The sequence below is a fragment of the Acinetobacter sp. SwsAc2 genome, from assembly GCF_013391465.1.
GTDB classification, from domain to species: Bacteria; Pseudomonadota; Gammaproteobacteria; order Pseudomonadales; family Moraxellaceae; genus Acinetobacter; species Acinetobacter johnsonii.
Map to the genome: position 1 here is coordinate 1 of NZ_JACBEZ010000043.1, position 26,383 is coordinate 26,383.

The 26,383-nt window shown below is 42.0% G+C and carries 30 protein-coding genes and 2 pseudogenes; 14 read left to right on the top strand and 18 right to left on the bottom strand.

Annotated elements, in window-relative coordinates:
* Positions 1-486: 486 nt before the first annotated feature.
* The 3 genes from HYI04_RS14895 to def form a co-directional block, all read right to left on the bottom strand.
* A complete protein-coding gene (locus HYI04_RS14895; RefSeq protein WP_159153406.1) occupies positions 487-2,508 on the bottom strand; it encodes a TonB-dependent copper receptor in 2,022 nt (673 codons plus the stop codon).
* Positions 2,509-2,580: 72 nt separating this feature from the next.
* Entirely contained in the window at positions 2,581-3,018 is a 438-nt protein-coding gene (locus HYI04_RS14900) for a DUF2946 family protein (RefSeq protein ID WP_159153407.1), read from the bottom strand.
* Positions 3,019-3,107: 89 nt separating this feature from the next.
* Complete coding sequence (gene def, locus HYI04_RS14905) at positions 3,108-3,641, bottom strand: peptide deformylase (protein ID WP_004684452.1); 534 nt, start codon at positions 3,639-3,641, stop codon at positions 3,108-3,110.
* Positions 3,642-3,761: 120 nt separating this feature from the next.
* Here def and HYI04_RS14910 point away from each other — a divergent pair, with 120 nt between their 5' ends.
* The 3 genes from HYI04_RS14910 to HYI04_RS14920 are packed head-to-tail and all read left to right on the top strand — an operon-like array spanning position 3,762 to position 6,687.
* Positions 3,762-4,916, top strand: a complete 1,155-nt coding sequence (locus HYI04_RS14910; RefSeq protein ID WP_159153408.1) for a LysM peptidoglycan-binding domain-containing protein — start codon at positions 3,762-3,764, stop codon at positions 4,914-4,916.
* 22 nt (positions 4,917-4,938) lie between these two features.
* Positions 4,939-6,072: a DNA-processing protein DprA gene (gene dprA, locus HYI04_RS14915; protein WP_159153409.1), complete on the top strand. Its 1,134-nt coding sequence runs from the start codon at positions 4,939-4,941 to the stop codon at positions 6,070-6,072.
* Positions 6,073-6,117: 45 nt separating this feature from the next.
* The gene (locus HYI04_RS14920) at positions 6,118-6,687 is read left to right on the top strand and encodes an L-threonylcarbamoyladenylate synthase (protein WP_159153410.1); all 570 of its coding nucleotides are present in this window, start codon (positions 6,118-6,120) and stop codon (positions 6,685-6,687) included.
* A 399-nt stretch (positions 6,688-7,086) separates the two neighbouring features.
* Here HYI04_RS14920 and HYI04_RS14925 read toward each other — a convergent pair whose 3' ends face one another.
* Complete coding sequence (locus HYI04_RS14925; RefSeq protein ID WP_004684446.1) at positions 7,087-8,007, bottom strand: DMT family transporter; 921 nt, start codon at positions 8,005-8,007, stop codon at positions 7,087-7,089.
* A 335-nt stretch (positions 8,008-8,342) separates the two neighbouring features.
* On the opposite strand from HYI04_RS14925, the gene HYI04_RS14930 reads away from it, so the two are divergent.
* The 6 genes from HYI04_RS14930 to HYI04_RS14955 all read left to right on the top strand — a co-directional run bounded on the left by HYI04_RS14930 (position 8,343) and on the right by HYI04_RS14955 (position 12,416).
* Positions 8,343-8,897, top strand: a complete 555-nt coding sequence (locus HYI04_RS14930) for a hypothetical protein (protein WP_005401885.1) — start codon at positions 8,343-8,345, stop codon at positions 8,895-8,897.
* A 123-nt stretch (positions 8,898-9,020) separates the two neighbouring features.
* On the top strand, positions 9,021-9,566 hold the full coding sequence (locus HYI04_RS14935) for a glutathione peroxidase (protein ID WP_058868685.1): 546 nt from the start codon (positions 9,021-9,023) through the stop codon (positions 9,564-9,566).
* A 198-nt stretch (positions 9,567-9,764) separates the two neighbouring features.
* Positions 9,765-10,139: an RcnB family protein gene (locus tag HYI04_RS14940; RefSeq protein ID WP_062031766.1), complete on the top strand. Its 375-nt coding sequence runs from the start codon at positions 9,765-9,767 to the stop codon at positions 10,137-10,139.
* Positions 10,140-10,274: 135 nt separating this feature from the next.
* On the top strand, positions 10,275-10,865 hold the full coding sequence (locus tag HYI04_RS14945; RefSeq protein WP_017396937.1) for a hypothetical protein: 591 nt from the start codon (positions 10,275-10,277) through the stop codon (positions 10,863-10,865).
* Between the two features lie 90 nt (positions 10,866-10,955).
* Positions 10,956-11,399 carry an AAA family ATPase gene (locus HYI04_RS14950; protein ID WP_159153411.1) on the top strand — a complete coding sequence of 148 codons (444 nt, stop codon included), beginning with the start codon at positions 10,956-10,958 and terminating at the stop codon, positions 11,397-11,399.
* A gap of 81 nt (positions 11,400-11,480) precedes the next feature.
* Complete coding sequence (locus HYI04_RS14955; RefSeq protein WP_159153412.1) at positions 11,481-12,416, top strand: hypothetical protein; 936 nt, start codon at positions 11,481-11,483, stop codon at positions 12,414-12,416.
* A gap of 43 nt (positions 12,417-12,459) precedes the next feature.
* Here the strand turns inward: HYI04_RS14955 and HYI04_RS14960 are convergent, their stop codons facing one another.
* The 11 genes from HYI04_RS14960 to HYI04_RS15010 form a co-directional block, all read right to left on the bottom strand.
* Positions 12,460-12,768 carry a hypothetical protein gene (locus HYI04_RS14960; protein WP_058868680.1) on the bottom strand — a complete coding sequence of 103 codons (309 nt, stop codon included), beginning with the start codon at positions 12,766-12,768 and terminating at the stop codon, positions 12,460-12,462.
* A gap of 357 nt (positions 12,769-13,125) precedes the next feature.
* Positions 13,126-13,545 carry a F0F1 ATP synthase subunit epsilon gene (locus HYI04_RS14965; RefSeq protein WP_010325652.1) on the bottom strand — a complete coding sequence of 140 codons (420 nt, stop codon included), beginning with the start codon at positions 13,543-13,545 and terminating at the stop codon, positions 13,126-13,128.
* Between the two features lie 26 nt (positions 13,546-13,571).
* The gene (atpD, locus tag HYI04_RS14970; protein ID WP_004684425.1) at positions 13,572-14,966 is read right to left on the bottom strand and encodes a F0F1 ATP synthase subunit beta; all 1,395 of its coding nucleotides are present in this window, start codon (positions 14,964-14,966) and stop codon (positions 13,572-13,574) included.
* Positions 14,967-14,992: 26 nt separating this feature from the next.
* Positions 14,993-15,862, bottom strand: a complete 870-nt coding sequence (atpG, locus tag HYI04_RS14975) for a F0F1 ATP synthase subunit gamma (RefSeq protein ID WP_004984038.1) — start codon at positions 15,860-15,862, stop codon at positions 14,993-14,995.
* Positions 15,863-15,950: 88 nt separating this feature from the next.
* Positions 15,951-17,495, bottom strand: a complete 1,545-nt coding sequence (gene atpA / locus HYI04_RS14980) for a F0F1 ATP synthase subunit alpha (RefSeq protein WP_004684423.1) — start codon at positions 17,493-17,495, stop codon at positions 15,951-15,953.
* A gap of 44 nt (positions 17,496-17,539) precedes the next feature.
* Positions 17,540-18,076, bottom strand: a complete 537-nt coding sequence (locus tag HYI04_RS14985; RefSeq protein ID WP_004984037.1) for a F0F1 ATP synthase subunit delta — start codon at positions 18,074-18,076, stop codon at positions 17,540-17,542.
* 12 nt (positions 18,077-18,088) lie between these two features.
* Positions 18,089-18,559, bottom strand: a complete 471-nt coding sequence (locus HYI04_RS14990; RefSeq protein ID WP_004684420.1) for a F0F1 ATP synthase subunit B — start codon at positions 18,557-18,559, stop codon at positions 18,089-18,091.
* Positions 18,560-18,597: 38 nt separating this feature from the next.
* Positions 18,598-18,843 carry a F0F1 ATP synthase subunit C gene (gene atpE, locus HYI04_RS14995; RefSeq protein WP_000424060.1) on the bottom strand — a complete coding sequence of 82 codons (246 nt, stop codon included), beginning with the start codon at positions 18,841-18,843 and terminating at the stop codon, positions 18,598-18,600.
* Between the two features lie 84 nt (positions 18,844-18,927).
* A complete protein-coding gene (atpB, locus tag HYI04_RS15000; protein WP_178896337.1) occupies positions 18,928-19,803 on the bottom strand; it encodes a F0F1 ATP synthase subunit A in 876 nt (291 codons plus the stop codon).
* Between the two features lie 107 nt (positions 19,804-19,910).
* Positions 19,911-20,309: an ATP synthase subunit I gene (locus HYI04_RS15005; RefSeq protein WP_004684416.1), complete on the bottom strand. Its 399-nt coding sequence runs from the start codon at positions 20,307-20,309 to the stop codon at positions 19,911-19,913.
* 171 nt (positions 20,310-20,480) lie between these two features.
* The gene (locus HYI04_RS15010; RefSeq protein ID WP_058868678.1) at positions 20,481-21,320 is read right to left on the bottom strand and encodes a metal ABC transporter solute-binding protein, Zn/Mn family; all 840 of its coding nucleotides are present in this window, start codon (positions 21,318-21,320) and stop codon (positions 20,481-20,483) included.
* A gap of 141 nt (positions 21,321-21,461) precedes the next feature.
* Here HYI04_RS15010 and HYI04_RS15015 point away from each other — a divergent pair, with 141 nt between their 5' ends.
* Genes HYI04_RS15015 through HYI04_RS15030 form a run of 4 tightly spaced genes read left to right on the top strand, consistent with a single transcriptional unit; the run spans position 21,462 to position 24,029 of the window.
* On the top strand, positions 21,462-21,956 hold the full coding sequence (locus HYI04_RS15015) for a transcriptional repressor (RefSeq protein WP_058868677.1): 495 nt from the start codon (positions 21,462-21,464) through the stop codon (positions 21,954-21,956).
* Positions 21,941-22,723, top strand: coding sequence for a zinc ABC transporter ATP-binding protein ZnuC (gene znuC, locus HYI04_RS15020; protein ID WP_159153413.1), 783 nt, complete (start codon positions 21,941-21,943; stop codon positions 22,721-22,723). Before HYI04_RS15015 ends, znuC begins: the two co-directional genes overlap by 16 nt.
* Positions 22,724-22,726: 3 nt before the next feature.
* Complete coding sequence (gene znuB / locus HYI04_RS15025) at positions 22,727-23,527, top strand: zinc ABC transporter permease subunit ZnuB (protein WP_159153414.1); 801 nt, start codon at positions 22,727-22,729, stop codon at positions 23,525-23,527.
* Between the two features lie 4 nt (positions 23,528-23,531).
* On the top strand, positions 23,532-24,029 hold the full coding sequence (locus tag HYI04_RS15030) for a DUF523 domain-containing protein (RefSeq protein WP_159153415.1): 498 nt from the start codon (positions 23,532-23,534) through the stop codon (positions 24,027-24,029).
* Here the strand turns inward: HYI04_RS15030 and HYI04_RS15035 are convergent.
* Positions 24,010-24,630 carry a LysE family transporter gene (locus tag HYI04_RS15035; RefSeq protein ID WP_159153416.1) on the bottom strand — a complete coding sequence of 207 codons (621 nt, stop codon included), beginning with the start codon at positions 24,628-24,630 and terminating at the stop codon, positions 24,010-24,012. The genes HYI04_RS15030 and HYI04_RS15035 overlap by 20 nt on opposite strands.
* A gap of 161 nt (positions 24,631-24,791) precedes the next feature.
* On the opposite strand from HYI04_RS15035, the gene HYI04_RS15040 reads away from it, so the two are divergent.
* The gene (locus HYI04_RS15040; RefSeq protein WP_159153417.1) at positions 24,792-25,712 is read left to right on the top strand and encodes a Dyp-type peroxidase; all 921 of its coding nucleotides are present in this window, start codon (positions 24,792-24,794) and stop codon (positions 25,710-25,712) included.
* 97 nt (positions 25,713-25,809) lie between these two features.
* On the opposite strand, the pseudogene HYI04_RS17005 reads toward HYI04_RS15040, so the two are convergent.
* Both HYI04_RS17005 and HYI04_RS15050 read right to left on the bottom strand, forming a co-directional pair.
* A pseudogene (locus tag HYI04_RS17005) lies at positions 25,810-26,262 on the bottom strand (hypothetical protein); the annotation flags it as partial.
* An 8-nt stretch (positions 26,263-26,270) separates the two neighbouring features.
* A pseudogene (locus tag HYI04_RS15050) lies at positions 26,271-26,383 on the bottom strand (IS30 family transposase); the annotation flags it as partial.

The window sequence follows — 26,383 nt, forward strand, 5'->3', positions numbered from 1 at the left end:
ACTGGTTTTGTTAATTATTTTTAAACTTATTCAAGACTTCCAGATTCTACCGCTTGGGCTAAATCCTTGTTTCTCAACAAGTTTTAATCAACATCACCGCCGATGGATGTGCATTCTACAGCATTTCTAATCCCTTGCAACACCTTTTCTCAATAAATATTTCTGTATGTTTATTTTTCAAACTCATAAAATTATAAGTTACTGTTATTTATGTAAAATGTTTTTTAATAATTTTATCTACTTCCTAGTTAGCGCCTTAAACCGCACCATCACACTCGCACAAATTAAACTTAATATATTGTTTTAATTCATTTAAATAAAAATATATCGAAATAATATTTAAATATTTTATTTAAATCGCTGTTTCTTTCTACTTTTTATGGTGAATATCCACTCACAATGCTGTTTTCTCAGTCAATTTCTATCTTAGAACCCAAAACAGCCATTCTATTTCTAGAATGGCTGCTTCCGATCTTCTCAATATATTTAGAACTTCATGCTGATTCGAGCCCAATAATTGCGACCTGTATTGTTAAATTGTTCTGTTGCAGCATAACCAAAACCTGAACTTCCAAGTTTATTCAAATGCTCGGCATAGTTTTTATTCAGCACATTATCTATTCCGACTGAAAGGTCTAGATCTTTTTGGATATTATAAGTCCCATTTAAAGACAGCGTTCCAAAACCTTTACTGTCTTCTAAATCGTATCCAATGATATTACCTTCTCGATAGCTGGTACGATCTTGTGCTGCCACCACACGCCATAACAAACCAAGATTATATTTCTCTTGCACATAGCGTAGATTGAAACGTCCTTCTAATGGTGCAATTTGCGGTAAAGCAGTGTGATCCGTTGTATTTTCACCCCATGCATACATGGCACTGATGTCCGCTTGAATTTGATCCGTCAACTGGTAAGCCACACCTGCTTCAGCACCTGCAATGGTTGCATCGACATTTCGGCTTTTGGCTTCCAACCGCCCCATTGAACCTGTCGGAGTATATGCCACCAATATATAGTCTTGAATCAAACCTGCATAAACTGAAGCCCATGATTTAAATGCACCCTGTTCATATTGATAACCTGCATCAAACTGCGCGGTTTTTTCATTCTCTAAATCGGCAAAGGTCGTACCTGTACTTTGATGGTATTTGGTACTAAACAATTCCCAATAATCAGGCACACGCTCTACATAACCTAAACCTGCGTAAGTTTTAAGATGTTCCGCAAGCTCACTTTCAATTCGAATAAAACCACTTGGCAAAGTTTCTTTACGTTCTGTATTAGTGGCTAAATTATCAATCTTCGCTTGATCGACGCGTGCACCTGTCACCAGTTTATGCTGATCATTGAATACATAACTCAGTTCACCGAAAGCCCCATAAGACTCAAAATCCATATCTCCGACACGAGCTTTATTTTGATAAGGAGACATTAAGCTGCCACTACGTTTAGTGTGCTCATTTTTTTGACTATCAATACCTGAAATAAGTTGCAATTGTCCCCAGTCCTGCGTCATAGCAACCCGTACATTTAAAGTCCTACGAGCAACATTTGAAGCCATCGGCATTGACATACCATCTGCGGGATTAAATTTTCGCAAACTAAAATTATCCATGACATGATCGTTATAGCTATAGTCAACTTGCGCTTCGACTTTCTTGATCACCTCGCCAATGTTTTTCTTTTCAACATGTAAACCTAGACTTTCACGAGCAAACTTAGAACCATCCATGCTACGTCCAGCATAGACTGCCTCACCATCACTCTTCCCACCTTTCAGCTCTACCCATGTGTCCTCATTCGGAGTCCAGCCCAGCGCTAGATCTGCATTCCACTTTTCCCAATCGGACGGAACCGTATTGCCAGCGCCATCTTGATAACTATCTGCAATCGAACGGTTGGCATTTAAACGTGCATATTTCGTTTCATCACCAACAGCGGCTTCAACATTCTGATCCAAACGACCGTAAGAGCCAAGCATGACACTGGCTTGCCCGCGATAAGGTTTTTCCGAAGTGAGTTGTTCAGGCTCACGTTCAAAAATAACAGTTGCGGCTGAACCCGTATGCGCATACTGAACAGTTTGTGGTCCTTTTACGACCGTGATTTTGTCGTAGCTTTCAGGAGAAACATAAGAAGCAGGATTATCCATACGGCTTGGGCATGCACCTAAATTTTCCGTACCATCTGTGAGGATTTTAATACGTGAGCCAAACATACCGCGGAAGGTGACGTCACCATTCGCGCCGCCATTTTTGATTTGGTTAAAACCCACAATGCTTTGTAGGTAGGCTGCACCATCAACCGCAGGAATTGGCTGAGTGGGTTGTTTAGGGTCGGCATGTACAATCAGACCATGGGCATCATTGCCCTGCTGAGCCGTCACCACGATAGGCGCTAAAATGTGTGCGCTGTCTGCGTCAGCGGCAAATACTACGCTTGAAAAACAAGCAAGAGAAATCGCAGCCGCAAGAGGCTGTAAAAAGAATGTAGGCTGAGCCATTTTTATTCTCACTGAATCTATAAATACAACTAGGCTAGAGTCCGTTAAGACCCGAAAAATATATGTCTAGGTTTATACAAACAGTGGCGGTGCTCGCCCTTGAGGCAGTAAGAAGAGTTGTTGCAGTGCAAACCAAACATGCACAAAGGCTTTTTGGAATGCAATTAAACGGACTTGAATACGGTCAAGTACCGCTTTTAACTCTAAATCAGGCGGCAACACGAGATTGCCATATACCGTACAGTATTGGCATTGATGACTTGCATCATGATGATTGTGTTCGGCAGGTTGTGAACTGAGTTCATGCTGAGCCTGCATTTCATGATGATGTGTGGAATGCTTTTCAGCATGAGAACTGAGATGTTCAACTGGTTTGAGTAAAAGCGCACGCGAAATAGTTTCACAGACCGGCGCAATTTGATATTGCGTCGGTAGTAAAGGCTGTAAAAAAACAGCAATCTGTAAAAACACGGCTACACAAGACAGTAGCAACGCAGCTCTAAAAAACAATCCATTCCATCCGAATTGAGAACGCGGCCAGTATAACAAAGCCCAATTGAAATTGGGCTCACTTTAAAGATGATTTTTAAGCAAAAAACTTAACCGCGTTTTACAGCCACTTTGTCTTTTTGGCGCTGACGGGTCAATTTTTCCACTTTTTCACGTGCGCGTTGGCGCTTTAGTGGTGACAAATAGTCGACGAACAATTTGCCATTTAAGTGATCCATTTCATGTTGAATGCAAACAGCGAGAAGTTCGTCAGCTTCGATCTCAAATGCTTGACCTTCAAGGTTAATTGCTTCGATCTTTACGCGTGACGGGCGCTCAACTTTGTCGTATATTTGGGGAACTGATAGGCAGCCTTCTTCATAGGGCTGCGTTTCTTCAGTCAATGGGGTAACTTTGGGGTTAATGAATACCAAAGGTTGATCTTTATGTTCAGATAAGTCCATGACAATCAACTGAATATGACGATCAACTTGTGTCGCGGCAAGTCCAATGCCTGGCGCTTCATACATGGTTTCAAACATATCTGCAGCCAGCTGACGAATTTCATCAGTAACTTCTTCGACGGGTTCTGCAATGGTACGAAGACGGGGATCAGGAAAACTTAAAATAGGTAATAAGGCCATACTGCGTCCTCAATTATGCCATTGATCAAAAAACCAAATGAAGGGAATGCTTGATCAAAAAAATGTGTGTAATATCGTTATTATAACGCAACTACATACATAATTTTAGGAATTATGATAATGAAAAAGGTTTTTATGGGCATGCCATCTTTTAGTGCCTTGGGGTTTAAGCAACACATGCTAGCACTTGCGGTTTGCGTAAGTGTTGGCGCAGGCATCATTTCAACAGCTCAAGCTGCGCCTACACGAAATTACAATCCGCCTGCTTTAAAAGCCAATGCACCGAATGTTTATGTGGTGAAAAAAGGCGATACCCTGTGGGATATTTCTAAACGTTTCCTAAACAATCCTGTGCGTTGGCCTGAAATTTGGGCCAGCAATAGACACGTCAAAAATCCGCATTGGATTTTCCCGGGTGACCGCTTACTGATGTGTACTCATGAAGGCCGTCCAATTATTGGTAAAGATGAAGGTGATGGCTGTGAAGGGATCATTCGTCGTTATACAGGCGGCACTAAACTTCAACCTCAAGCACGTGTTGAATCTTTAAACAATGCCATTCCTGTCATTCCACTGGAATACATTAAAAACTGGCTTGAACACAGTACCATTCTTTCCGAGGAATCTTTGGAAGGTACACCGTATATCGTCGGTGCTGCCGATGAGCGTGTGATTGCAGGTAAAGGTCAAACCGTTTATGCACGTGGCCAAGGCATTGAAGTCGGTCAACGCTACGCGATTTACCGTGAAGGCGAACCTTACATTGTGACGGATGCAGAGGGCAAAAAACAAAATCTAGGTCTAGAATTGACTCAGGTTGCTTCAGCCATTGCCATTCGTGGTGAAAATGACATGTCCACTTTAGAAATCACAGATTCGTATAATTCTGAAGTACGTCGTGGTTATCGCGTACTGCCTGAATACGACGCCATGCTTCCAACCTTGTTCTACCCAACACATGCACAAGATGTGACTGGGGGTGGACAAGTGATTCGTGTTCAAGGTTCGATTGGTCTAGCTGCGAAGCATTCAGTTGTAACCATTGACCGTGGCACAGTGGATGGCGTTCAATCGGGTTATGTGTTCTCGGTTAGTCAAAAGGGTCAAGAAATTCGTGATCCGAAAACCAATGAAAAACTGACCCTTCCAACGGAGCGTATCGGCAACATCATGGTATTTAAAACCTTTGACCGTGTCAGCTATGCTTATGTGCTCGACAGCGAACTACCAATGAACTTGGGCGCGAAAATTTCTCCCTCTGTAGTGGATGAATAATCCGTTGCCTTAAGGTGTATATATGCTGAACTCTTTATCACATGAACAGATTGCAACAATCACCCTGTGGTATTTAGTTCAGCATTCTTTATCGAGCTTTCAAAAACTACAGCAGCATTTTGGCACAAGCACAAAAGCTGTTGCTGCCTCCAATCTTCAGATCTGGCCAAATCTCGGCTTACACAAAAGCCATCTACAACGTGTCACAGAAATCCAAACGCCTGCTGGCCAACTCAAATTACAAACTTTACTGCAGGACGTCCAAGCCAGCTGTGATTTTATTTTACTTGATACTGACAGTCATTATCCCTCGCAGCTGCTGCCCTATGCTGACCGACCACCGATTTTATTTGGTCAGGGCAATCCACAAAGTCTACTCCAGCCTCAAGTTGCTATCGTCGGCAGTCGAAAACCCAGTCCGCACGGCAAGCAAGTGGCTTATGACTTTGCCTATTACCTCGCCGAAAAGGGCTTTTATATTTGCAGTGGTTTAGCTGAAGGCATTGATGCAGCGGCACATCAGGGCGGCTTAAAATATCAACGTACCATTGCAGTGATGGGCACGGGCTTAGATCTCACTTATCCTTCCCAACATCAAACACTGCGTACGCAAATATTAGAAAATAATGGCTGTATTATTACTGAATTTTTACCACATACACCGCCTTTACAGCATAATTTTCCACGACGCAACCGCATCGTCAGTGCACTGAGTTTAGGGGTTGTGGTTGCAGAGGCAGCACTCAAAAGTGGCTCTCTAGGAACAGCCCAAAGAGCCGCAGAGCAAGGGAAAACCATTTTTGCGATTCCCGGTCATATTTACAGTGAACACCATCAAGGCTGTCATCAACTGATCCGAGAAGGGGCGATTTTGGTCGATCATCCTGAGCAAATCATTGAAGACTTGGCACTCCCCACTCAATGGCATAGCCAATCCCAGTCACAAGAAACCACCCCAAGCGCTAGTATTGAGATCCCATCTAATTTACTCGAACTTTATAATCAACTGGATTGGGTGGGACAAAATATGGATCAACTTAATTTCAAACTTAACACCGATATTGCCACACTCACCAGCCAGTTAATGGAACTGGAAATTTTGGGGCTTGCACAACAACAAGCTGGCAATTATCTGCGTTGCCGTTCCAGCCAATAAGGTTCACAATAACCCTTTATGAATCAATAAAAGGTACAAAGTGTAATGATTACCACCTCTGTGACTGAAGCGGCGCAATGTTTAAAACAAGGTCAAGTTTTAGCATATCCAACAGAAGCAGTATGGGGTTTAGGCTGTGATCCGTATAACGAACAGGCCTTTCTAGATATTTTGCAGATTAAGCAACGCCCGATTGAAAAAGGGGTAATTTTACTGGCTGGGCAAATTGCTCAAGTTGAACCGCTTTTAGAACATTTAGATCCCCACATCCGTCAACAAGTGATCGACAGCTGGAGCGATAGCAGTCCATCAGAACGCGCAACCACGTGGTTGTTACCTGCAAATGAACACATTCCGAAATGGATTAAAGGCAATCACCCTAAAGTTGCTGTACGGGTAACCACACATCCGATTTGTGTGGCGCTTTGCAATGCTTTTCAAGGCTTTATTGTCTCCACCAGTGCCAACCCCGCTGGATTGCCACCTGCTCGTTCACTACAAGATGCCAATCACTACTTTGCACAACAAGTGAATTATCTGAATGGTGATCTAGGCTTGAGCCAAGAAGCGAGTCGCATACTCGATGCCGAAACTGGCGCAGTGGTTCGTGCTTAAAAGCGTGCTCTTTCTCAGGATTTTTACTGAAAAATAGATAAAAAAAAGCTCAGCCATATAGGGATGGCTGAGCATGAAAAAGGATGTGTAATCACATCCAGAGGGTCTGAAAACTGATGAGCAAACACTTAATGTCCGTTTTTACATTCGCCTAAGTTTGCAGTGGACGTATTATGTAACAAATTACTTTTCTAAACAAATAGATTTTTTATATTAGAAACAGCGTTAAAACGCTGATTAATTGAGATAATTAAATTATAATTCAAATTATCTACCTATTTTTAATCAGCTTTTATATACATTAAATACATTAATCATCTAAAATAGCATTAATAAATTAACTTATTAATGAATTATTCTATTAAAAAAATAATTTAAATGATCGATTTTCAACCAAAATTAATCCATCGAGTTTACTAAAGGTGCCGTTTTTAAAGCTGTTTTACGCTGTGCCAGTAAAATGCCACAGATAATGACCACACCACCGACCGTATGATAAACCGTCCACGCCTCTTTCAACCAGACATAGGCAATCACTGCGGTAAAGACTGGCATCAAGTTCATGAAAATACTGGTTCGATTCGGCCCTAAATGGGTAATGGCCAACATCCACAGTAAAGGCGCAACCAAAGAAGGGAAAATGCTGGCATACATAACACTTGCCGCATTTTGACTATTGATTGAATCGAGACCGAAATAGGCAATAAAAGGTAAATGGTAAAGCAGTGCAAAAAAGATCTGCACATAGAGGCTCAACATCAAGGGAATTTGCAATTGCCACTTTTTCAAAAACACCCCATAAAAGGCATAGAAGAATACCGCAACCACCATCAGGACATCACCCAAATGCCCGCCTGATTGAACTAAGCCCGCAAGATTGCCCTGCCCAATGATATACACCAAACCTGCAAAAGATAAAATACTCCCGATCATCGCAAAACGATTTGGAATATCTTTTAAGATCAGCAGTGAAACAAAAATGGTAAAGATCGGAATAAAGGCATTAATCAGTCCCATATTAGTCGCAGTCGTATAGTGCGCTGCGGTGTAGGCTAAGCCCTGATACAACACCAGACCAAATGCACTTAGCACTGCCAACTGACCCAAATGCGCTCGAATTAATGCCCACTGACGACATAAAGGTCGCACGACAAAAGGCGTTAACAGAATGAATGCAAAGAACCACCGATAAAAACTAATACTGACTGGCGAAATGAAATCAGCTACATAACGCGTAACGACAATATTGATCGACCAAATGAGTACGGCAATGATAGGGAGACTCAAAGCCCAATACATACGTTGTGGTGTGGTACTCATTCTTTTTCCCGTTTAGCTTTTGTTTGCAAAATTTAAATGAATGGTAAAACATTTTTATGATTTATTCGAATATCATTTGGGTATCACACATAATTGATACATTTATCTTAAAATATAAAATTCATAAAAAACATAATATTAAGACAATATAAAACTACACATTTCAATAAATTGATGTATTTCAGCAGCTTCACTCTACAAAAACACCATAGAACAATGTCAACGATCTCTGCATCGTATTGATGCTGTTCTAGCGAACGTATTTTTTAATTGATTGGTCATTGCTCTTAGACTCTGGCCTACAAAAACATATTTCCCGATAGAAGGATGTCGTTATGAAAAAGTTACTTTTAACCACAGTTTGTATGGCTACTCTTACTTTGGCTGCGTGCGAAAAAAAAGGAACTGAGCCAGCCGTTGAACAAACGACGTCTGCATCTGAAGCGACCTCAACCGAAGCAACCACTATCGTTGCTAATCATAGCAATAATAATATTGCCGATATTCAAGCCGATTTGTTAGCCGTACAAACGCTATCGAATGCCAAAGCTCAAGAAGCCGCCGCGTTTCAAAAAGAAGTGAGTGCAACCTTAGAGAAAAAGGATCCCGCTCAAATTAAAGCCATGGTTGAAAAAACAGAAACCTATGTGAAGCAATTTAATGATGAATTAGATGCCTTAACCTTAAAAAGTGCTGAAGTAGATGCTTTACGTGAAAAAATGCAAGACGCCAATGATCTAGGTGTAGAGCTCACCAAAGAAAGTACAAAAACAACGCCAGATAGCGCGAAAATCACCGAACTCCAAAACAAAGCGACTGAATTGCAGAAATCGATCATTGCTGACGTAACGGCTTTAGAAGCAAAAGTCAAAGCAGCTCCAGCGTCTTAATGACCTCCCTACCCTTTAAAGCAAGCCTTGGCTTGCTTTTTTGTTGCGATCAATCCACAAATGGGCGTGACTTTGTCGAACGCTTCCAACACAATAAAATGCACATCGTATAAGGACACGTAAATGAGCACTTCAATTTATAATATTCCTGTCAAAACCATTCAGGGCGAAGACATCAACTTAAACCAATACCAAGGTAAAGTTCTCTTGGTGGTGAATGTGGCATCTAAATGCGGTCTCACACCGCAGTACGAAGGCTTAGAAAAACTCTATCAAGACAAAAAATCACAGGGTTTAGAGATTCTAGGTTTTCCTGCGAACAATTTCTTGGCACAAGAACCGGGTTCAGACGCTGAAATTCAAGAATTCTGCTCTTTAAACTATCAAGTGGATTTCCCGCTTTTTTCAAAAATCTCGGTTGCTGGGGATGATAAGCATCCGTTATATGAAACGCTCACCCAAGCGGTGCCTGAACGCATTGGTGAAGGCCCTTGGTGGAAAGACTTGGTGGACTATGGTTTAACACCGAACGAACCACCTGAAGTGCTGTGGAACTTTGAGAAATTCTTAATCAATAAAAATGGCGAAGTGGTTGCGCGTTTTGCACCGGACATTACGGCCAATGATCCGCGTATTGTCGATGCCATCAATGCCGAATTGGCCAAATAAGCCTGAAGCTGTTTATAAGCAGTCGAATTTAACGGCTGCTTATATTTTTATTTTTTAAATGAGTAATGACACTCGAATCGATTCGATCTTCATGATTTCTTCTTTATTTTGATAATTTTACAACACTTCATTCACGATCAATCAAACACTTCACTCTATGATGCATCTATCCGCTCAAGACAACCCGAAGTGAAGCTCATGAATACATTTATAAAAGCAGCAGTTTTATCTATCTCAACCGCATTGATTGCCCTGCCTGCACTAGCAGCACCACAAGAACAACATCAGCAACATCAAACCGCTCAGTCACATGGACATGCGCAAAAGCACACATCAAATGGACATCAACAACCAACCCATGCCACTGTCAAAAAAGCCAACCGTCCATCTCAAGACTGGAAAGCAGGTCAAAAACTCCCAAGCGCTTACCATAGCAATGCCTATAAAGTAGATCACCAAAAATACAAAAAACTCAGCAAACCCGGTAAAAACCAACAGTGGATTAAAGTGAATGGCGACTATGTACTGACAGACATTCGCAATCATTCCATTATTAAAATCATTGCTGGTTAAACTACTGTAAATGAAGAGTGCTCAAGCACTCTTTTTTTTATTTTAAAAAGTTTTGTTATGACTTTGAAACCCAGCATTTTATCTACACATTTTGCCCTTATATTAAAAAACACATAGCCCAATATTGATTTGATGATGAAAAAGCTTTTACAAAACTTAGTTCTTCCTTTTGCACTGTTTAGTTCAGGCATTCTACTCATTGGCTGTGAGCAAGCAACAGAGCCGAATCAGCAAGACATCCAGACTGAGACCTCTGAGCAAAACCAATCTGCGAATACACAAAGCCCTGAAAAAGCTGAACTGAAAAGTGGCAACATGCTCTATATCGTGCGTGATGTGGCAGATATGCAATTAAAAGCAGGTGAATACGTCACTCAGCTGCAAGAAACCCAAAGTGACTTGCAGGCCGCAATTGAACAGCATGATCAACAACAGTTGCAACACGCCGCGACAGCTTTGCAGCAACAGCTCACAGGTTTCAATAATGCCTTGAATGGCCTGAATCTTAAAACACAAGAAATCAATGATATCCGTGAAAAACTACTGTCTGCCAACCAACAAGTTTTAGCTTCGCCTTTTTTAAATGGACAGGTGGATTTCAGCCAAGTCGACTTTAAAAAGATGCAACAGCAAATGGGTACAATCCAATCTGAAATGTTGAAATTGGCTGCAATGATGATTCCTCAGCAAGCTGAGAATGATAGTTCAAACACAAACCAATCTTAAAACATTTAAATAGTGGTGCTTTCAACAATAGAGTAGGAGAAAATGACTACAACCGTTTTTTCCTACTTTGATTGAGGCACGATTTCACACATGCAGCTGATTATTTTTATGGGCATCCAAGCTTCGGGAAAATCGAGCTATTATCTGTTGAATTTGGCACATAGCCATTTGCGCATCAACCTCGATATGCTGAAAACACGGCATCGTGAAAAAATCATTTTTGAAGCAGGACTGGCCTCAAAAACCAAAATGGTGATTGATAATACCAACCCTACGTTAGCCGATCGGGCGCGTTATATTGCCAATGCTCAGGCCGCAGGCTTTGAAATTGTTGGCTATTTCTTTGAGACTGAGCTTAAAGGTGCACTGGAACGCAACCACTTACGTGAAGGCAAAGCCTGCATTCCCGAAGTCGGGATCAGAGCCACCGCTCAAAAATTTGAACTACCACACTATGCTGAAGGCTTTGATGCACTGTATAAAGTTCGTATTCTTGGGCAAGGTGAATTTTCAATTTTACCCATACAGATTTGAAGCTTTAATGAAAAAACATTAACTATTTCTCATTTTTAGGCTACCATGTACAAATAAGAAACACAGAAAAACATTTTTATAATGAAAAAAGTCATTCTTGTGATCGCCTGTTTAGCAATCATCGTCTTTGGCGGGATGCACTTTTTAATGCCTGAAAAAACCACGCCACACTTAACACAGTTTTTTTCTAAAGAGCATAAAGAAGTTCAACGTATTCAGGACTGGCTCAAATACAAACAACAGCAGCAGTTACTTTTGGTCGATGTTGTAAGCCCTGTCAGCCCCAAACAACAAGGCGCTTATGCTGAATACATCAAACAAAAAATTGAGCTCAACCAGCAAAATATTCAACGCCTTCAGCTTACTCGCTATCAAAGCAAAGCGTTTAAAGAGCTACAACAGCTTGAAATTCATGCGCTAGAGCAATGGAATACCTTATTTCAAACGCATATTGTAGATGCCTTCATTGAACAGCAACATTTCACTGAAATTCCAGCCGAAGAATACCAACAATTTGATGCTGAAGCGCGCTATGCCTTACAAAAGCAAGAAGTTTTGGTTCTCGAACACTTACAACAATTGCTGCAACACAACAGCCCATATCTGTCTGACATCGATCATAGCCTGCTCAGCGATTGGCTTTATTACCAACTGATGCAACATGAAATCCATCCGGTTATCTCTGAATGGTTGGAAGTCGAAACAGATATGCCTCGACGAAGCCGTCAAGATGCAATGCAAGACTTAAGAATTTATAAACGGTTTAACCCAAACACTGATGAATATAAGTACATCATGTCACTCGAAACACAGCTTTGGCATGCCGAACATCCATCTTCAAATTTGCTTGCACAACCATCCAATACCATGCCCAATTCGGATATCGAAATCGATTCAGAGATTGTGATTCCTGAAGATGAGCCTCAGGTTGAACAAATTAAAAAATTGATCGCGACGCAGCACGATACCGTTAGCCGCATGATGTTCAGCCAATTGCGTCAGAGCTTTTTAAAATAATTTTAAAACAATGCCTTAAGCTCATACCTCATCAAAATGAAGACTATTCCTGAGTTTTGCTCTGCGCTAACCAATCTCTAAAGGCCTTTTGCATAGCGTGACGCTCATATGGCTTGGCTAAACGTGCTTCCATCATTGAGAAATCACCTTTGTAAGCTGCTTCAATCATGGCTTTGGTCAGCTCCTGAATGCTCGCGCGACCCCTATGTTCATATTGTAATATTTCTTCTGAAGTCAGCACCAAGTCCCAACATGACACCACTGAGCTCATATCGACTGCTATACTCAGATAATAATGCTCAAAATCTTGGTAAAGTTCCCAAAAGTGGGATTCATGCGCAATCAGGTTCATCTTCATCTTCGCTTACAGAGAAGCTTTCAAAATATAACTTCTGTTGAATAAAAGATATGCAACTTTAGATAGCTATGTCCTTGCTTAACGAAATATATCAAGCATAGGAGCATTGATTCAGATGAGTTTTAAAAATTGTGTATTCAAAATATTCTACAAGCAAGCGTACAGTTAAAAGACGAAGCACTATCATGCAAAAAAAAGATTGCTCGTATGCAGCAGACCAATCCAGTCCATTTGAACAATGAGAACTAAGAAACCAACAAACTCATTATGAAATAAGCAATTGACGCATTTTTATCAACAGACATAAAAAAAGCCACCTTTCGGTGGCTTTTTTTAATCTCAAACCGTCTCTTATTGAGCGCGGTTTTTGATTTTGCGGATGGTTTCCAACTGAGCAGCAGTTTCTGCAAGAGCAGCCAAAGCAGCAGCCGAGTCCAAGTCGCTCTTTTGATTTGCAAGCAATTGTTCAGCGTGTTTACGCGCTTCAAGAATTGCTGCTTCATCTAAGTTTTCTGCACGGACTGCAGTATCTGCAAGAACCGTAACAACATGCGGTTGAACTTCTAAAACACCACCAGATACATAGATTAACTCTTCTGTACCGTTTTCAAGCAGAACACGGATTGTACCCGGCTTGAGTAAAGTTACTAGTGGCGTGTGACCAGGCATAATACCTAATTCACCACCAGCACCTTTAGCAATTAGCATCGTTACAGTGCCAGAGTACAAAGACTCTTGAACACTTACAACATCACACTGCATAGTCGACATGAGAATCTCCTAAATTAGGTAACTAATTAAAGTTTCTCAGCTTTAGCAATTACTTCGTCAATACCACCAACCATATAGAACGCTTGTTCTGGAATGTGGTCATATTCACCAGCTAAAAGACCTTTAAAGCCACGAATCGTTTCTTTAAGCGGTACAAGTTTACCAGGAGCACCAGTAAACACTTCAGCTACGTGGAACGGTTGAGAGAAGAAACGTTGAATTTTACGCGCACGGTAAACAGTCAACTTATCTTCTTCTGCAAGTTCGTCCATACCAAGAATCGCGATGATGTCTTTCAATTCTTTATAACGTTGAAGAACGTTTTGAACTGAACGAGCAATCTCGTAATGCTCAGCACCCACTACTAGTGGATCTAACTGACGTGAAGTTGAGTCAAGTGGATCGATCGCTGGATAAATACCAGAAGATGCGATGTCACGGCTCAATACTACAGTTGCGTCTAAGTGAGCAAACGTAGTTGCAGGCGATGGATCTGTTAAGTCATCGGCAGGTACGTATACCGCTTGGATTGACGTAATCGAACCAGACTTAGTCGATGTAATACGTTCTTGAAGAACACCCATCTCTTCTGCAAGTGTCGGTTGGTAACCTACTGCAGATGGCATACGACCTAGAAGTGCTGATACTTCAGTACCTGCTAGTGTATAACGGTAGATGTTGTCTACGAACAATAGTACGTCACGGCCTTTGCCGTTTTCGTCTTTCTCGTCACGGAAGTACTCAGCCATAGTCAAACCAGTCAACGCTACGCGTAAACGGTTACCCGGTGGCTCGTTCATCTGACCGTAGACCATTGCTACTTTGTCTAGAACGTTTGAGTCTTTCATCTCGTGATAGAAGTCGTTACCTTCACGAGTACGCTCACCAACACCAGCGAACACAGATAAACCTGAGTGCGCTTTAGCGATGTTGTTGATCAACTCCATCATGTTTACAGTTTTACCAACACCGGCACCACCGAACAGACCAACTTTACCACCTTTAGCGAACGGGCATAGTAAGTCGATGACTTTAATACCAGTTTCTAAAAGGTCAGTAGAAGCTGCTTGTTCAGCATAAGAAGGTGCTTGACGGTGAATCGGCAAACGCGCTTCAGTCGCAACTGGACCAGCTTCGTCGATTGGGCGACCAAGAACGTCCATGATACGACCCAAAGTCGCTGTACCCACTGGTACAGAGATTGGAGCGTTAGTATTCGTTACGTTCAAACCACGCTTAAGGCCTTCAGTAGAACCCATTGCAATAGTACGAACTACGCCATCACCAAGTTGTTGCTGAACTTCTAATGTAGTTTCAGTGCCATCAACGTGGAGAGCGTCATAGATCTTAGGAACGCTGTTACGTTCAAACTCGACGTCGATAACCGCGCCGATGATCTGAATGATACGACCGCTACTCATTGCTGTCTCCTCAATTCAAAATAATGTTAAACGGCAGCGGCACCACCAACGATCTCAGAAATTTCCTGAGTAATCGCGGCTTGACGCAGCTTGTTATAAATAAGTTGTAGGCTCTTGATCAAATCACCTGCGTTGTCCGTTGCAGCTTTCATTGCAACCATACGAGCTGACTGCTCACACGCGATGTTTTCGATCACGCCTTGATATACCACAGACTCGATATAACGAACCAATAAGCCATTTAAAAGCTCTTCAGCTTCAGGCTCATAGATATAATCCCAACCGTATTGACGGTTAAGGGTCTTGTTTTCTTCAGCAGTTGCTAAAGGAACAAGTTGTTCGATTTTTTGATTTTGAGTCATGGCATTGACAAAGCCGTTTGACACCAGATAAATACGATCTAACTCGCCTTTATCAAATGCGTCTAACATCACCTGTACAGAACCAGATAACTGTTCAAGGCTTGGTGTATCACCGACATTTGTCGTAGCACCCAGTACTTTACCGCCGTAGTTTTTAAAAAACGAAACCGCTTTTTGACCAATTAAAGCAAATTGAACTTCAATTGACTGCTCTTGTTGCTGTTGTACGTGTTTAACCACTTTTTTGAACAAGTTAATGTTCAAACCACCAGCAAGGCCACGATCTGAAGACACAATGATATAGCCAACGCGCTTAACCGGGCGTTCAACCATATAACGGTGTTTGTATTCAGGATTCGCTTGAACCAAGTGAGCAATTACACGGTGCATATTTTCGGCATACGGACGGCCTTGAGCCATGCGCTCTTGCGCACGACGCATCTTAGAAGCTGCTACCATCTGCATCGCGCGAGTAATTTTCTGCGTGCTTTTGATACTAGCTACTTTGGCGCGAATTTCTTTTAAATTTGCCATACGCTTAACCTAGTATTCGAAGGCCCTTTCGAGCCCTCGAAGGTTGATCCGTGAACCAAACCAAAACTAAATCCAACTGAAGTTGAAATTAGTAAGTTTGAGTCGCTTTAAAGCTTTCAATACCTGCTTTGATTGCAGCTTCGATGTCTTTGTTGTAATCACCAGTTTCATCGATATTTTGCATTAACGCAGCATTTTCTGAACGGAAGTAAGAGATTAACGCAGCATCAAAGTCTACGATTTTCTTCACTTCAACGTCAGCCATGTAGCCTTCGTTAGATGCATAAATTGAAACAGCTTGGTCAGCAATTGAATATGGAGCATATTGTTTTTGCTTCATTAATTCAGTTACACGTTGACCATGTTCAAGTTGCTTACGAGTCGCTTCATCAAGGTCAGAAGCGAACTGAGCAAACGCTGCCAATTCACGGTATTGCGCCAAAGCAGTACGGATACCACCAGACAATTTTTTGATGATCTTAGTCTGCGCTGAACCACCAACACGAGATACAGAGATACCCGCGTTCACAGCAGGACGAATACCTGCGTTGAATAATGATGTTTCAAGGAAGATCTGACCGTCAGTGATCGAAATTACGTTCGTTGGTACGAATGCAGATACGTCACCCGCTTGAGTTTCAATGATTGGTAATGCAGTTAATGAACCAGTTTGGCCTTTAACTTCACCATTCGTGAATTTCTCAACGTAGTCAGCAGAAACGCGCGAAGCACGCTCAAGAAGACGTGAGTGAAGATAGAATACGTCACCTGGATACGCTTCACGACCTGGTGGACGACGTAACAATAATGAAATTTGACGGTAAGCAACAGCTTGCTTAGACAAATCATCATAAATGATTAGTGCATCTTCACCGCGGTCACGGAAGTATTCACCCATTGTACAGCCAGAGTATGGAGCCAAGTACAACATTGCTGCTGGATCGGCTGCAGCTGCTGCTACAACAGTGGTATACGCCATAGCGCCAGTTTCTTCTAGCTTGCGCACAACGTTAGCAATAGTCGATTGTTTTTGACCAATAGCTACGTATACACATTTAATGCCAGAGTTTTTCTGAGCGATGATCGCATCGATCGCCATCGCTGTTTTACCAGTTTGACGGTCACCAATGATCAACTCACGCTGACCACGACCTACAGGGATCATTGTATCTACTGATTTATAACCAGTTTGTACAGGTTGATCCACTGATTGACGCCAAATTACGCCTGGTGCTACTTTTTCAACAGCATCAGTTAATTTTGCATCAATTGGGCCTTTACCATCAATTGGGTTACCCAAAGCATCTACTACACGGCCTAAAAGTTCTGGACCAACCGGAACTTCTAATACACGACCTGTGCAACGCGCTTTTTGACCTTCTTGAAGGCTTAAGTAGTTACCTAAAACAACGACGCCCACTGAATCCTGTTCTAGGTTCAGTGCCATACCGTATAAGCCGCCGTCGAATTCGATCATTTCACCGTACATTGCATCAGCAAGGCCGTGAATACGCACAATACCGTCGGAAACCATAACAATGGTCCCTTCGTTTTTAGCGGTCGCGCTGGTGTCCAGATCGCCGATACGCTGTTTAATGAGCGCACTGATCTCGGATGGATTCAGTTGTTGCATTGCGCTATACCTCAATCTTTTTAAAGTTCAGTCTTCATATGCAATTAAGCAAGAAGACGAGTCCGCATTTTTTCTAGCTTGTTAAGCGCAGAATCATCTATCACTTGGTCGCCTGCACGAATAACAACACCAGCAATAAGCTCTGGTTTAACTTCTACAGAAACATTTACCGCAGCTTCGAATTTTTTCTCTAAAGCATGTGCAAGTAATTGTTCTTGTACAGAAGTCAATGGGAATGCAGATTCAATCACTACATCCACAGTATTGTTATTCTGTGATTTGAGCTGCTCGTATTCAGCAGAAATTTCAGGAAGAAGCGCCAAACGGTTGTTTTCAGCAAGCAATGTCAAAAAGTTTGACACTGCTGCAGTTTGGTCTTCGCCTAATACTTTTGCAAAAAGACTTACCTGCTCAGCAGGAGTAAGCTCAGGGCGAGTTAAGAAAGCTGAAAATGCTTCGTCTTGCACCGCAGCACTGAGCAAGTTCAATGCAGATGACCAAGAGTCAGTTGCATTTTGCTCAGAAGCGTAAGCAAATGCTGCTTTAGCGTACGGGCGTGCCAACGTCAAGAGTTCAGCCATAATCCGCCTCTCTTAAAGTTTAGCAGCCAGCTGAGTCAGCATGGCATTGTGAGCTTCAGCATCAACTTTTTGGCTAAGAATTTTCTCAGCACCTGTTACTGCAAGATCAGCAACTTGTTGACGTAATTCTTCACGAGCAGAATTGATTTCTGTATCAACAGCTTCTTTTGCTTGTTGACGAATACGCTCACCTTCAGCTGACGCTTGAGTACGAGCTTCTTCTACCAATTGTGCACCGCGACGGTTCGCTTGTTCGATCAATTGAGCCGCTTGCGCTTTCGCTGCATCTAATTCAGCTTTCACTTGAGCTTGCGCATCCGCAAGATCAGCTTTTGCTTTTTCAGCAGCGTTTAAGCCATCAGCGATTTTACGCTGACGCTCACTAATCGCATTGATTAGTGGTGGCCATACAAATTTCATGCAGAATGCGACAAACATCGCAAATGCAATCGCTTGGCCAATCAATGTGAGGTTGATATTCATTGCTATTCCTCAATAGTTTAATTTAGGAATTAAGCCGATTAACCTACAAATGGATTAGCAAAGATGAAGAACAAGCCAATACCAACACCGATCATAGGCACAGCATCAAGAAGACCCGCGATTAAGAACATACGAGTTTGAAGTTGTGGAGCCAATTCTGGTTGACGTGCAACAGCTTCAAGGAAGCGACCGCCTAAAAGACCAAAACCAATCGCAGTACCTAAAGCACCAAAAGCGATCAAGATAGCAGATGCAATTGCAACTAGACCTAAAGTGAGTTCCATGATAATTCCTCAGAGGTTAGGTTTATACCAAATTAAATTAAAAAATTGTGCGCCCAACCATCCAGTGATAGTTGGGCATTACCATTAATGCTTTTCGCTTGCCATGCTCAAGTATACGATAGTCAGCATCATAAAGATGAATGCTTGTAGCGTGATAACAAGAATGTGGAAGATCGCCCAAGGCACAGACAACACCCATTGGATCCAGAACGGTAATAATGCGATAAGGATGAAGATTAACTCACCTGCATACATGTTACCGAAAAGTCGCAGAGCCAATGAAACTGGACGTGCAAGGAATGTTACTAATTCAAGAATTAAGTTCACTGGAATCAATAACGCTTTTGCAACTGGGTTACTTGGGTTAAATGGGTTAAGTGCTAATTCGCCAACGAAACCACCAATCCCCTTTTCGCGAATACTGTAGAACAAGATCAATACAAATACAGACAAAGACATACCTAGGGTAATGTTTGGATCTGTAGAAGGTACAACCTTGAAGTAAACGTGATGAGGATCCATACCAAATACACTTGCACCAATCAGTTGAGCTGTATACGGAATAAAGTCAACTGGGATTAAGTCCATTGCGTTCATGAGGAAAATCCACACGAAAATGGTCAATGCAAGTGGCGCAATTAAGCGTGATTTGCCATGGAAAGTGTCGCGAACACTTGAGTCCACAAACTCAATGATCATTTCAATTGCAGACTGGAACTTGGTTGGAACACCAGAGTTTGCAGCTTTCGCTACGCACCAGAACAACAAACAGAAAATCACACCAAGAGTGATAGACCAACCCATTGAATCCAAGTGAATAGCAGTGAACCCCATCTGTTGAGCTTCTTCAGCAGTCTCAGCCAACTTCCATGAACCGTCTGGCATTTTGCCATAAGTCATATTCGTCAAGTGATGCTTGATATACTCGGTCGAAGTAAGGGCATGTTCTTCAGCAGCCATAAATCACACCTGGTCAATGTCAAATACAAATAGAGAGAACGAACATCGCGTGCTGCTTGATATCTCGTTCATCTCCTAAAAAACTTTTCAATTTTTTGTAGTGCTTATTAAACTCGTTTTTGTTGACGCGACACCCAAAATGGAGCAACCCACGTCATGGTTTGAACGAGCATAAAACCACAAAACAACGCCACCGCTGACAACGGTTTGACATTGCTTAAAATTAAAATGAAACCAACAATCACAATTGCAAACTTACCCATCATGCCTTTATACATGTTCGCAAGAACTTGTTTAGAAGCGCGAGCTCCTGCTGCTCGAAACGACTGCCATGAAAAATAGCAAGTCGCAAGCCAACACACGAGCGCACCTAATGCTGCACTCAGGGCTGCGGTTGAGTCTTTCACGACCCAGCCGATCAAGGCTGAAACAGGAATCATACATGCTTGTAAGAGGACTAAAGCTTTCGCTAATCGTCGGTCAATCAAGCGACTAGTTCGGCTCATTATTTATTCACTCACAACAATCATGCTTGACAAGTTTAGCTGATGATTATTTTTAATCGCAGGCATTATAGAGTTACACCCCTGAACATGCAATCTTTTCCCGACCTAAGTCGAGTTTTTTTCTATGTTTAAATTGCTTTTAAACTAATCAATTATTGTTTATTTTTTGCGTTACTTTCGCGCATTTAGCACACATTTATGCACATGATCGGCCAATTGCTTCCATGCGCTGACAAAATCCCCTGCCCCAGTCATGCTTTCGTCAACGGCTTGGAAAACCAATGGGTTCAACTTTTGATATTGCGCTTGACTCGCATGCACTTCGGCCAAAAGGCACATCTTTGAATAAGGGCGGCTGTCATTTAAGTATTTGATTTGCGCAACCGTAGGTGCAATATGTGGGTCATCTGTCAAAGCACCTGCAAAGCGTAAGTTTAAAGGTCGCTCCAAGTATTGATAGGCATCATGAAAAGACCAATATGAGCGCGCTTGGGTACTTTGACTATATATAGCTGAAGCTTGCAACATTTTCTGAGCAAAGATTCTGGCATTGTTCCAGTAGCGCTCCTTATACTCAGGCATCTGCTGTGAACGCAGGCCTGCAATAAAGAAACCAATACGTACCGCATTGTTTGGGTCAAGCCAAACATGGGTATCGATGGTATTTTTTAAGGCATCACCACGGGTATTTCGTAGTGGTAAGGCATTGATAATGCCTGAATCTAAAATAGAAACTGCTTTATCATTGGGGGTCAGGAGTTTATCCAGCGGTGCTTCATGTGCTCGTCCCAACCAAATAACCAAGCCTGCATCCTGAATGATTTTACGATGCATTGGGGTCAAACTCACATCATGTCCAGATTGATCGGCCAACAATAAGGTTGGTTTTTCAATGCCTTTTGTCACTTCCTGTGCAATCAAGTAAATCGGCTGTGTAGAAACAACCAAGTCTTGCGTCCAAGCAACACTACTAAACAGCGCAAACGCAAAAAAAGCCAAGAAACGGGACATGGGGAGCAATCACTAGAAATACAATTAGTGTTATAATATAACAAATCGACAAAAATACCTATGCCTAATCGAAACTCTCTGCGCTTCATGTTAAGATTTAATGTCGTTTTTCTTTTATAAATTTTGCACTTGAGGTTTGTTATGAGCGCTTGTTCTCACGAACACCACCATGCTTTACATGATGTGCATGGTCATCACAACGTTGAGACGCGTTTGGCTGAAGCAGAAGTCTTATGCGCAGCAACTGGTGCGCGCCTAACCCCCTTAAGAAAAGAAGTCTTGGCATTGATCCTGAATGCGACAGGCCCAATGGGTGCGTATGACTTATTGGCTAAAATTAAAAGCAATGCCGACCGCCCTGCTGCCCCACCGACGGTGTACCGCACCTTAGACTTTTTATTAGAAAAGGGCCTCATTCACCGACTCACCTCGATTAATGCCTATATTCCGTGTTGCCATCCCCGTGAAGGCCATCAAGCCGCCTTTCTCATTTGCACTGATTGCAAATCAGTGACAGAGGCCTCTGCTCAAGGATTATTACAACAACTCGATGCACTTTCCGCAGCCGATGGTTTTACGGCACAACATAGCATTATTGAAATTTCAGGAATTTGTCAGCAGTGTCGCCACAAATAAACCTCGATCCTGTTCTGGTCGAACTCTCCCAAATTAGTGTTCGTATCGATGAACGCGACATTTTAAAGCATGTCGATTTTGTCTTACATGAACGGGAAATTGTGACCCTGATCGGCCCAAATGGTGCGGGAAAATCCACGCTCATTAAAGTGTTATTGGGTATTGTGCACCCTAATGCTGGCGACATTAAAACAACAAAGCCACTCAAGTTTTCTTATGTACCACAAAAATTTAATCCCTCACATAGCCTACCGCTTAGGGTGAAAGACCTTTTGGCTTTGGAAAAATGCGATCCTGTAATCAAGCAAGAAATTATCCACGATACGGGGATCAGCAAACTTGAAAATTCTAAAGTACAGCAGCTTTCAGGTGGAGAACGACAACGCGTTTTACTGGCTCGTGCGCTGTTACGTCAACCCGATATTTTGGTTCTCGATGAACCGATGCAGGGCTTAGACATTCAGTCTGAGGCTGAGCTGTACGACTATGTGCGCAGTTTACCTGCCAAATATGGTTGTGCTGTGCTCATGGTTTCACATGATTTGCAGTGGGTCATGCAAGGAACTCATCGTGTGGTGTGTTTGAATAAACACATTTGTTGTAGTGGCCTGCCTGAAAACGTGCAACAACACCCTGAGTATCAAGCTATTTTTGGTACCAACCGCGTGTTCTATCAACATCATCATGATCACTGCGCACATGGTGATAGTGCAATGCCTTGTCAGCATGACGCTCGCCCACACATTCACCCTGAACCGGAAGCTTAAGTCATGATGGAATGGTTACAACTGCTGTTGCCTGCATGGATTATGGGTACGCTTCTGGTCTTTTTAACTGCGCCACTAGGCTGTTTGATGCTATGGCGCCGCATGTCTTTCTTTGCCGACACCATGGCACATGGCACGTTACTGGGTGTCGCGATTGCAGGAGCAATGGCGTTGCCCCTGTGGATGGGTGTGGCTTTTATTGCGGGCTTGTTGGTGGCGATCCTTTGGGTTTTGCATGATCCACGGTTACCGAATGACGCATTACTCGCACTCTGTTCTGCGACCTTGCTCTGCTCGGGTCTGATGTTTATTCAACATATTCCAAGCTTAAGACCTGAGCTACTCAGCTATTTATTTGGTGATTTGCTCACGATCACATGGGCAGACCTGCCCGTTTTTGCCACTATTATTGTTGTTGCATTGGCAGTGCTTTATAAGAGTTGGCAGGCTCAAATTCAAATCGCGATCGATCCTGATATGGCCGTCAGTGAAGGTGTCAGTGCGAAATGGCAACGTTTGATTTTTATGTTGCTACTGGCTTTATTTACCATTTTAGCGCTTCGTGCAGTGGGTTCTTTACTGATGGGTGCCTTGCTTGTCATTCCAGCACTTACCGCTCGACTGCTTGCCCACTCTCCAAAACAAATGGTGATTTGGGCCTTTGTGATTGCGCAAACTGGGGTGACGGTTGGTTTATGGTCCAGTGCAGGGCTGAATACCTCTACAGGACTCAGCATTGTTTTAACCATGTCGATTTTGTTTGCGTTGATTTTTATCGCGCAGAAGTTTAAAAAACTGACATAAATAAATGAGCCATAAACGTTATTTTATCAGCGCATGTCTACTCGGACAAAAAGTCCGTTATGACGGCAAAGACTGCTTAGTCTCTCAGTTAGTTCAAGCTTTGCTCGATAAAAATTATGTCAGCTTATGTCCTGAAGTCAGTGCAGGACTTCCAACCCCGCGTCCCGCAGCAGAAATTCGCCACGGGTCAGGTGCTGATGTTTTATTAGGCCGCGCACAGATTTTTTCATCAGATGGTCATCAGATTAGCGAGGTCTTTATTCAAGGTGCTTACAAAGCTTTAGCGTTAGCGCAAGCCAATCACGTTACCCATGCTGTGCTCAAAGCCAATAGCCCATCTTGTGGCAGTGATGGCATCTATGATGGCTCATTTACTGGGCAAAAAATTGTAGGGGAAGGAATCACTGCCGCCCTATTTCGTCAGCACGGTATACATGTGGTTACCGAACAACAGTTTTTAGTAGAATTGACGCAGACTAAACTTACTGATGAACCAAACTAAGCAGTCCCACCGCACAACTGAACAATACTGCGAAAGTACGATTGAGATATTTTTGCTGTCGCGGTGATGTTAAGAGTTTTAAAACTTTCGCTGCTAACCCCGTATATCCTGCCATCACAATCAAATCAATCGTGACCATCGTGACGGCCATCACCGCATATTGACTCCACTGCGGTTTAGACAAATCCAAAAATTGCGGTAAAACTGCCAATAAAAATACGATTGCTTTGGGATTGCTCATATTGATCAAAAAGCCATACATCACCAATTTGGAGCGCGACTTAGTCGGTTGTTCTTGTTGAATGTCAATCGATTGGATGGGTGCCATCCATTGTAAATAAGCCAAATACAATAAATAAGCCACACCAAACCACTTCACAGCCCAAAATGCCCAAGGCGTTGTGGCAAAGAGCACCCCTACCCCAGCCGCCACAATACCGATTTGTACCAACAAGGCGAGTTGTAAACCCAGCACATTCCAATAACCATGCCGAAAACCATAGTTAAGGCCACTCGACATTGACGCAATGGCCCCTGCCCCTGGAGAAATACTAATGATCCAACATGCGAGTACAAAGCCAAGCCAAATTTGAAATGACATAGTGGTATTGAGAAAAAAATGACCTTTAGATTATATGATCTTTCATGCTTTTAGGGTTTATTATTCATCAATGAATTTATCACTTAAGGCTATGAAGCAGAAACTGCATAAGGCACAATAAGTACAGCCAATAGAAATAACAATTTTTTTAGGAGCCATGAATGACCGCCCAATCTGTAATTCTACCATTACCTTCAGATCATGCCCGTTTTATTGTTTTACGTTTAAAAGATTTAAGTATTGAAGAACTTAAAGAAAAATTAGAAGATTTATTTTCAACTCGTGATCGCCTTATTACCCAACATCCACATGCGCAGATTAAAACAGCTGTTGCTTTTGGCCCTGAACTTTGGGCACAACTTCATCCTACAGCGCCTGCAGGGTTTAAACAGCTAGAGCCCATTTATGGCTCTTTCAATATGCCTGTTTCACCTGCGGATGTTTTAATTCATATTGCGTCTCAGCGTACCGATATTTGTTTTGCCCTTAGCCAATCCTTCTTTGAAGGCATCCAAGATAAAGTTGATGTTTTAGATGAACGAGTCTGTTTCCGCAATTTTGATGGTCGAGATTTGACTGGTTTTATTGATGGTACTGAAAACCCGCAGTTCCCCGATGATCGTGCTGCAACGACTTTATTAAGTGAAGATGCAGGAGTATTCGCAGATGGCTCTTTTATCTTTGCACAGCGCTATTGTCATGATTTGGAAAAGTGGAAAAAATTAAAAGTTGATGCTCAAGAGCAAGTCTTTGGAAGGACAAAACTTGAAAGTATTGAACTAGATGATGACGTTAAGCCTGAAAATTCTCACGTTGCACGTGTCGTGGTTGAAGATGATGAAGGCGAAGAAATGGAAATCCTACGTCACTCGCTTCCTTATGGCGATGGTAAAGGTGAGCAAGGTTTATTTTTTATTGCCTATACGAAAGACTTAAGCATTATTGATGCGATGTTATTACGTATGTTTGGCACCAGTGGTGATGGAATTCATGACCGTATGCTTCATTTTGTGACTCCTGTGGACGGTGCTTATTATTTTGCGCCGAGCGAGGAGTTGCTGGAAGAAGTTTTGGAAGGGTGATAAAAATCCATATCTCTATACTTTAAAAGTTGAATATAAATTTTCTTTACTAAAAAATATTAAAAAGAAAGGTATATAATTACCTTTCTTTTTATTCTTATTTTTTTAAATCCAACAAGCCTGAGCTAACTATTTTATCATTTTCAGTACATGATGGCTGTATATCCATATCTAAAAAAGTATAACGGTGCAATAGTTTTTCCTCATTATTGTGCCCTCCCCAAATATTAAAATGTGAACCTTCCTGTGAAAAACATTCAGTTATAATATTTGGAATACTATTTCCAATTAGATCTACTCCTCTAATCTTTCCATTATTATACATAATTTGGCTTTGACTTAACTGAAAACCATAACCTCGAATAGAGGTTCGAGTTCTTTTATCAATATTATAAAAATAGTTAGGTTCATCAGTTACAAACGTTAAGTTTGAAACACAATCAGTATCATCCTTTTTAGTTGCTGGTTTCACCATATCATATTTAAATTTTTCATCTTCCTTATATATAATAATAACATCATTATTAATTGGTTTTTCACTTACAATACATGGCGAATTCAAACATGAGGTGCGACAGTTTGAAAAGTCTTATGATAATCAACAAGCTGAGCAAATTTCTCTAATGGTGTAAGCCAATCTAACGCTTTTCTAGGACGAGTATTCAGTGACA

Excerpts from the sequence above, each read along its gene's own strand:
- HYI04_RS15030 (WP_159153415.1), top strand. The coding sequence starts at position 23,532 with ATGAGCCATAAACGTTATTTTATCAGCGCATGTCTACTCGGACAAAAA.
- dprA (WP_159153409.1), top strand. The coding sequence starts at position 4,939 with ATGCTGAACTCTTTATCACATGAACAGATTGCAACAATCACCCTGTGG.
- HYI04_RS15040 (WP_159153417.1), top strand. The coding sequence starts at position 24,792 with ATGACCGCCCAATCTGTAATTCTACCATTACCTTCAGATCATGCCCGT.
- atpG (WP_004984038.1), bottom strand. The coding sequence starts at position 15,862 with ATGGCAAATTTAAAAGAAATTCGCGCCAAAGTAGCTAGTATCAAAAGC.
- HYI04_RS14985 (WP_004984037.1), bottom strand. The coding sequence starts at position 18,076 with ATGGCTGAACTCTTGACGTTGGCACGCCCGTACGCTAAAGCAGCATTT.
- HYI04_RS14960 (WP_058868680.1), bottom strand. The coding sequence starts at position 12,768 with ATGAACCTGATTGCGCATGAATCCCACTTTTGGGAACTTTACCAAGAT.
- HYI04_RS14940 (WP_062031766.1), top strand. The coding sequence starts at position 9,765 with ATGAATACATTTATAAAAGCAGCAGTTTTATCTATCTCAACCGCATTG.
- HYI04_RS15005 (WP_004684416.1), bottom strand. The coding sequence starts at position 20,309 with ATGAGCCGAACTAGTCGCTTGATTGACCGACGATTAGCGAAAGCTTTA.
- HYI04_RS14910 (WP_159153408.1), top strand. The coding sequence starts at position 3,762 with ATGAAAAAGGTTTTTATGGGCATGCCATCTTTTAGTGCCTTGGGGTTT.
- HYI04_RS14895 (WP_159153406.1), bottom strand. The coding sequence starts at position 2,508 with ATGGCTCAGCCTACATTCTTTTTACAGCCTCTTGCGGCTGCGATTTCT.
- HYI04_RS15015 (WP_058868677.1), top strand. The coding sequence starts at position 21,462 with ATGAGCGCTTGTTCTCACGAACACCACCATGCTTTACATGATGTGCAT.
- HYI04_RS14930 (WP_005401885.1), top strand. The coding sequence starts at position 8,343 with ATGAAAAAGTTACTTTTAACCACAGTTTGTATGGCTACTCTTACTTTG.
- HYI04_RS14950 (WP_159153411.1), top strand. The coding sequence starts at position 10,956 with ATGCAGCTGATTATTTTTATGGGCATCCAAGCTTCGGGAAAATCGAGC.
- HYI04_RS14990 (WP_004684420.1), bottom strand. The coding sequence starts at position 18,559 with ATGAATATCAACCTCACATTGATTGGCCAAGCGATTGCATTTGCGATG.
- atpD (WP_004684425.1), bottom strand. The coding sequence starts at position 14,966 with ATGAGTAGCGGTCGTATCATTCAGATCATCGGCGCGGTTATCGACGTC.
- HYI04_RS15035 (WP_159153416.1), bottom strand. The coding sequence starts at position 24,630 with ATGTCATTTCAAATTTGGCTTGGCTTTGTACTCGCATGTTGGATCATT.
- atpB (WP_178896337.1), bottom strand. The coding sequence starts at position 19,803 with ATGGCTGCTGAAGAACATGCCCTTACTTCGACCGAGTATATCAAGCAT.
- HYI04_RS14965 (WP_010325652.1), bottom strand. The coding sequence starts at position 13,545 with ATGTCGACTATGCAGTGTGATGTTGTAAGTGTTCAAGAGTCTTTGTAC.
- znuB (WP_159153414.1), top strand. The coding sequence starts at position 22,727 with ATGATGGAATGGTTACAACTGCTGTTGCCTGCATGGATTATGGGTACG.
- HYI04_RS14945 (WP_017396937.1), top strand. The coding sequence starts at position 10,275 with ATGAAAAAGCTTTTACAAAACTTAGTTCTTCCTTTTGCACTGTTTAGT.
- def (WP_004684452.1), bottom strand. The coding sequence starts at position 3,641 with ATGGCCTTATTACCTATTTTAAGTTTTCCTGATCCCCGTCTTCGTACC.
- atpE (WP_000424060.1), bottom strand. The coding sequence starts at position 18,843 with ATGGAACTCACTTTAGGTCTAGTTGCAATTGCATCTGCTATCTTGATC.
- HYI04_RS14925 (WP_004684446.1), bottom strand. The coding sequence starts at position 8,007 with ATGAGTACCACACCACAACGTATGTATTGGGCTTTGAGTCTCCCTATC.
- HYI04_RS15010 (WP_058868678.1), bottom strand. The coding sequence starts at position 21,320 with ATGTCCCGTTTCTTGGCTTTTTTTGCGTTTGCGCTGTTTAGTAGTGTT.
- atpA (WP_004684423.1), bottom strand. The coding sequence starts at position 17,495 with ATGCAACAACTGAATCCATCCGAGATCAGTGCGCTCATTAAACAGCGT.
- HYI04_RS14935 (WP_058868685.1), top strand. The coding sequence starts at position 9,021 with ATGAGCACTTCAATTTATAATATTCCTGTCAAAACCATTCAGGGCGAA.
- HYI04_RS14955 (WP_159153412.1), top strand. The coding sequence starts at position 11,481 with ATGAAAAAAGTCATTCTTGTGATCGCCTGTTTAGCAATCATCGTCTTT.
- HYI04_RS14920 (WP_159153410.1), top strand. The coding sequence starts at position 6,118 with ATGATTACCACCTCTGTGACTGAAGCGGCGCAATGTTTAAAACAAGGT.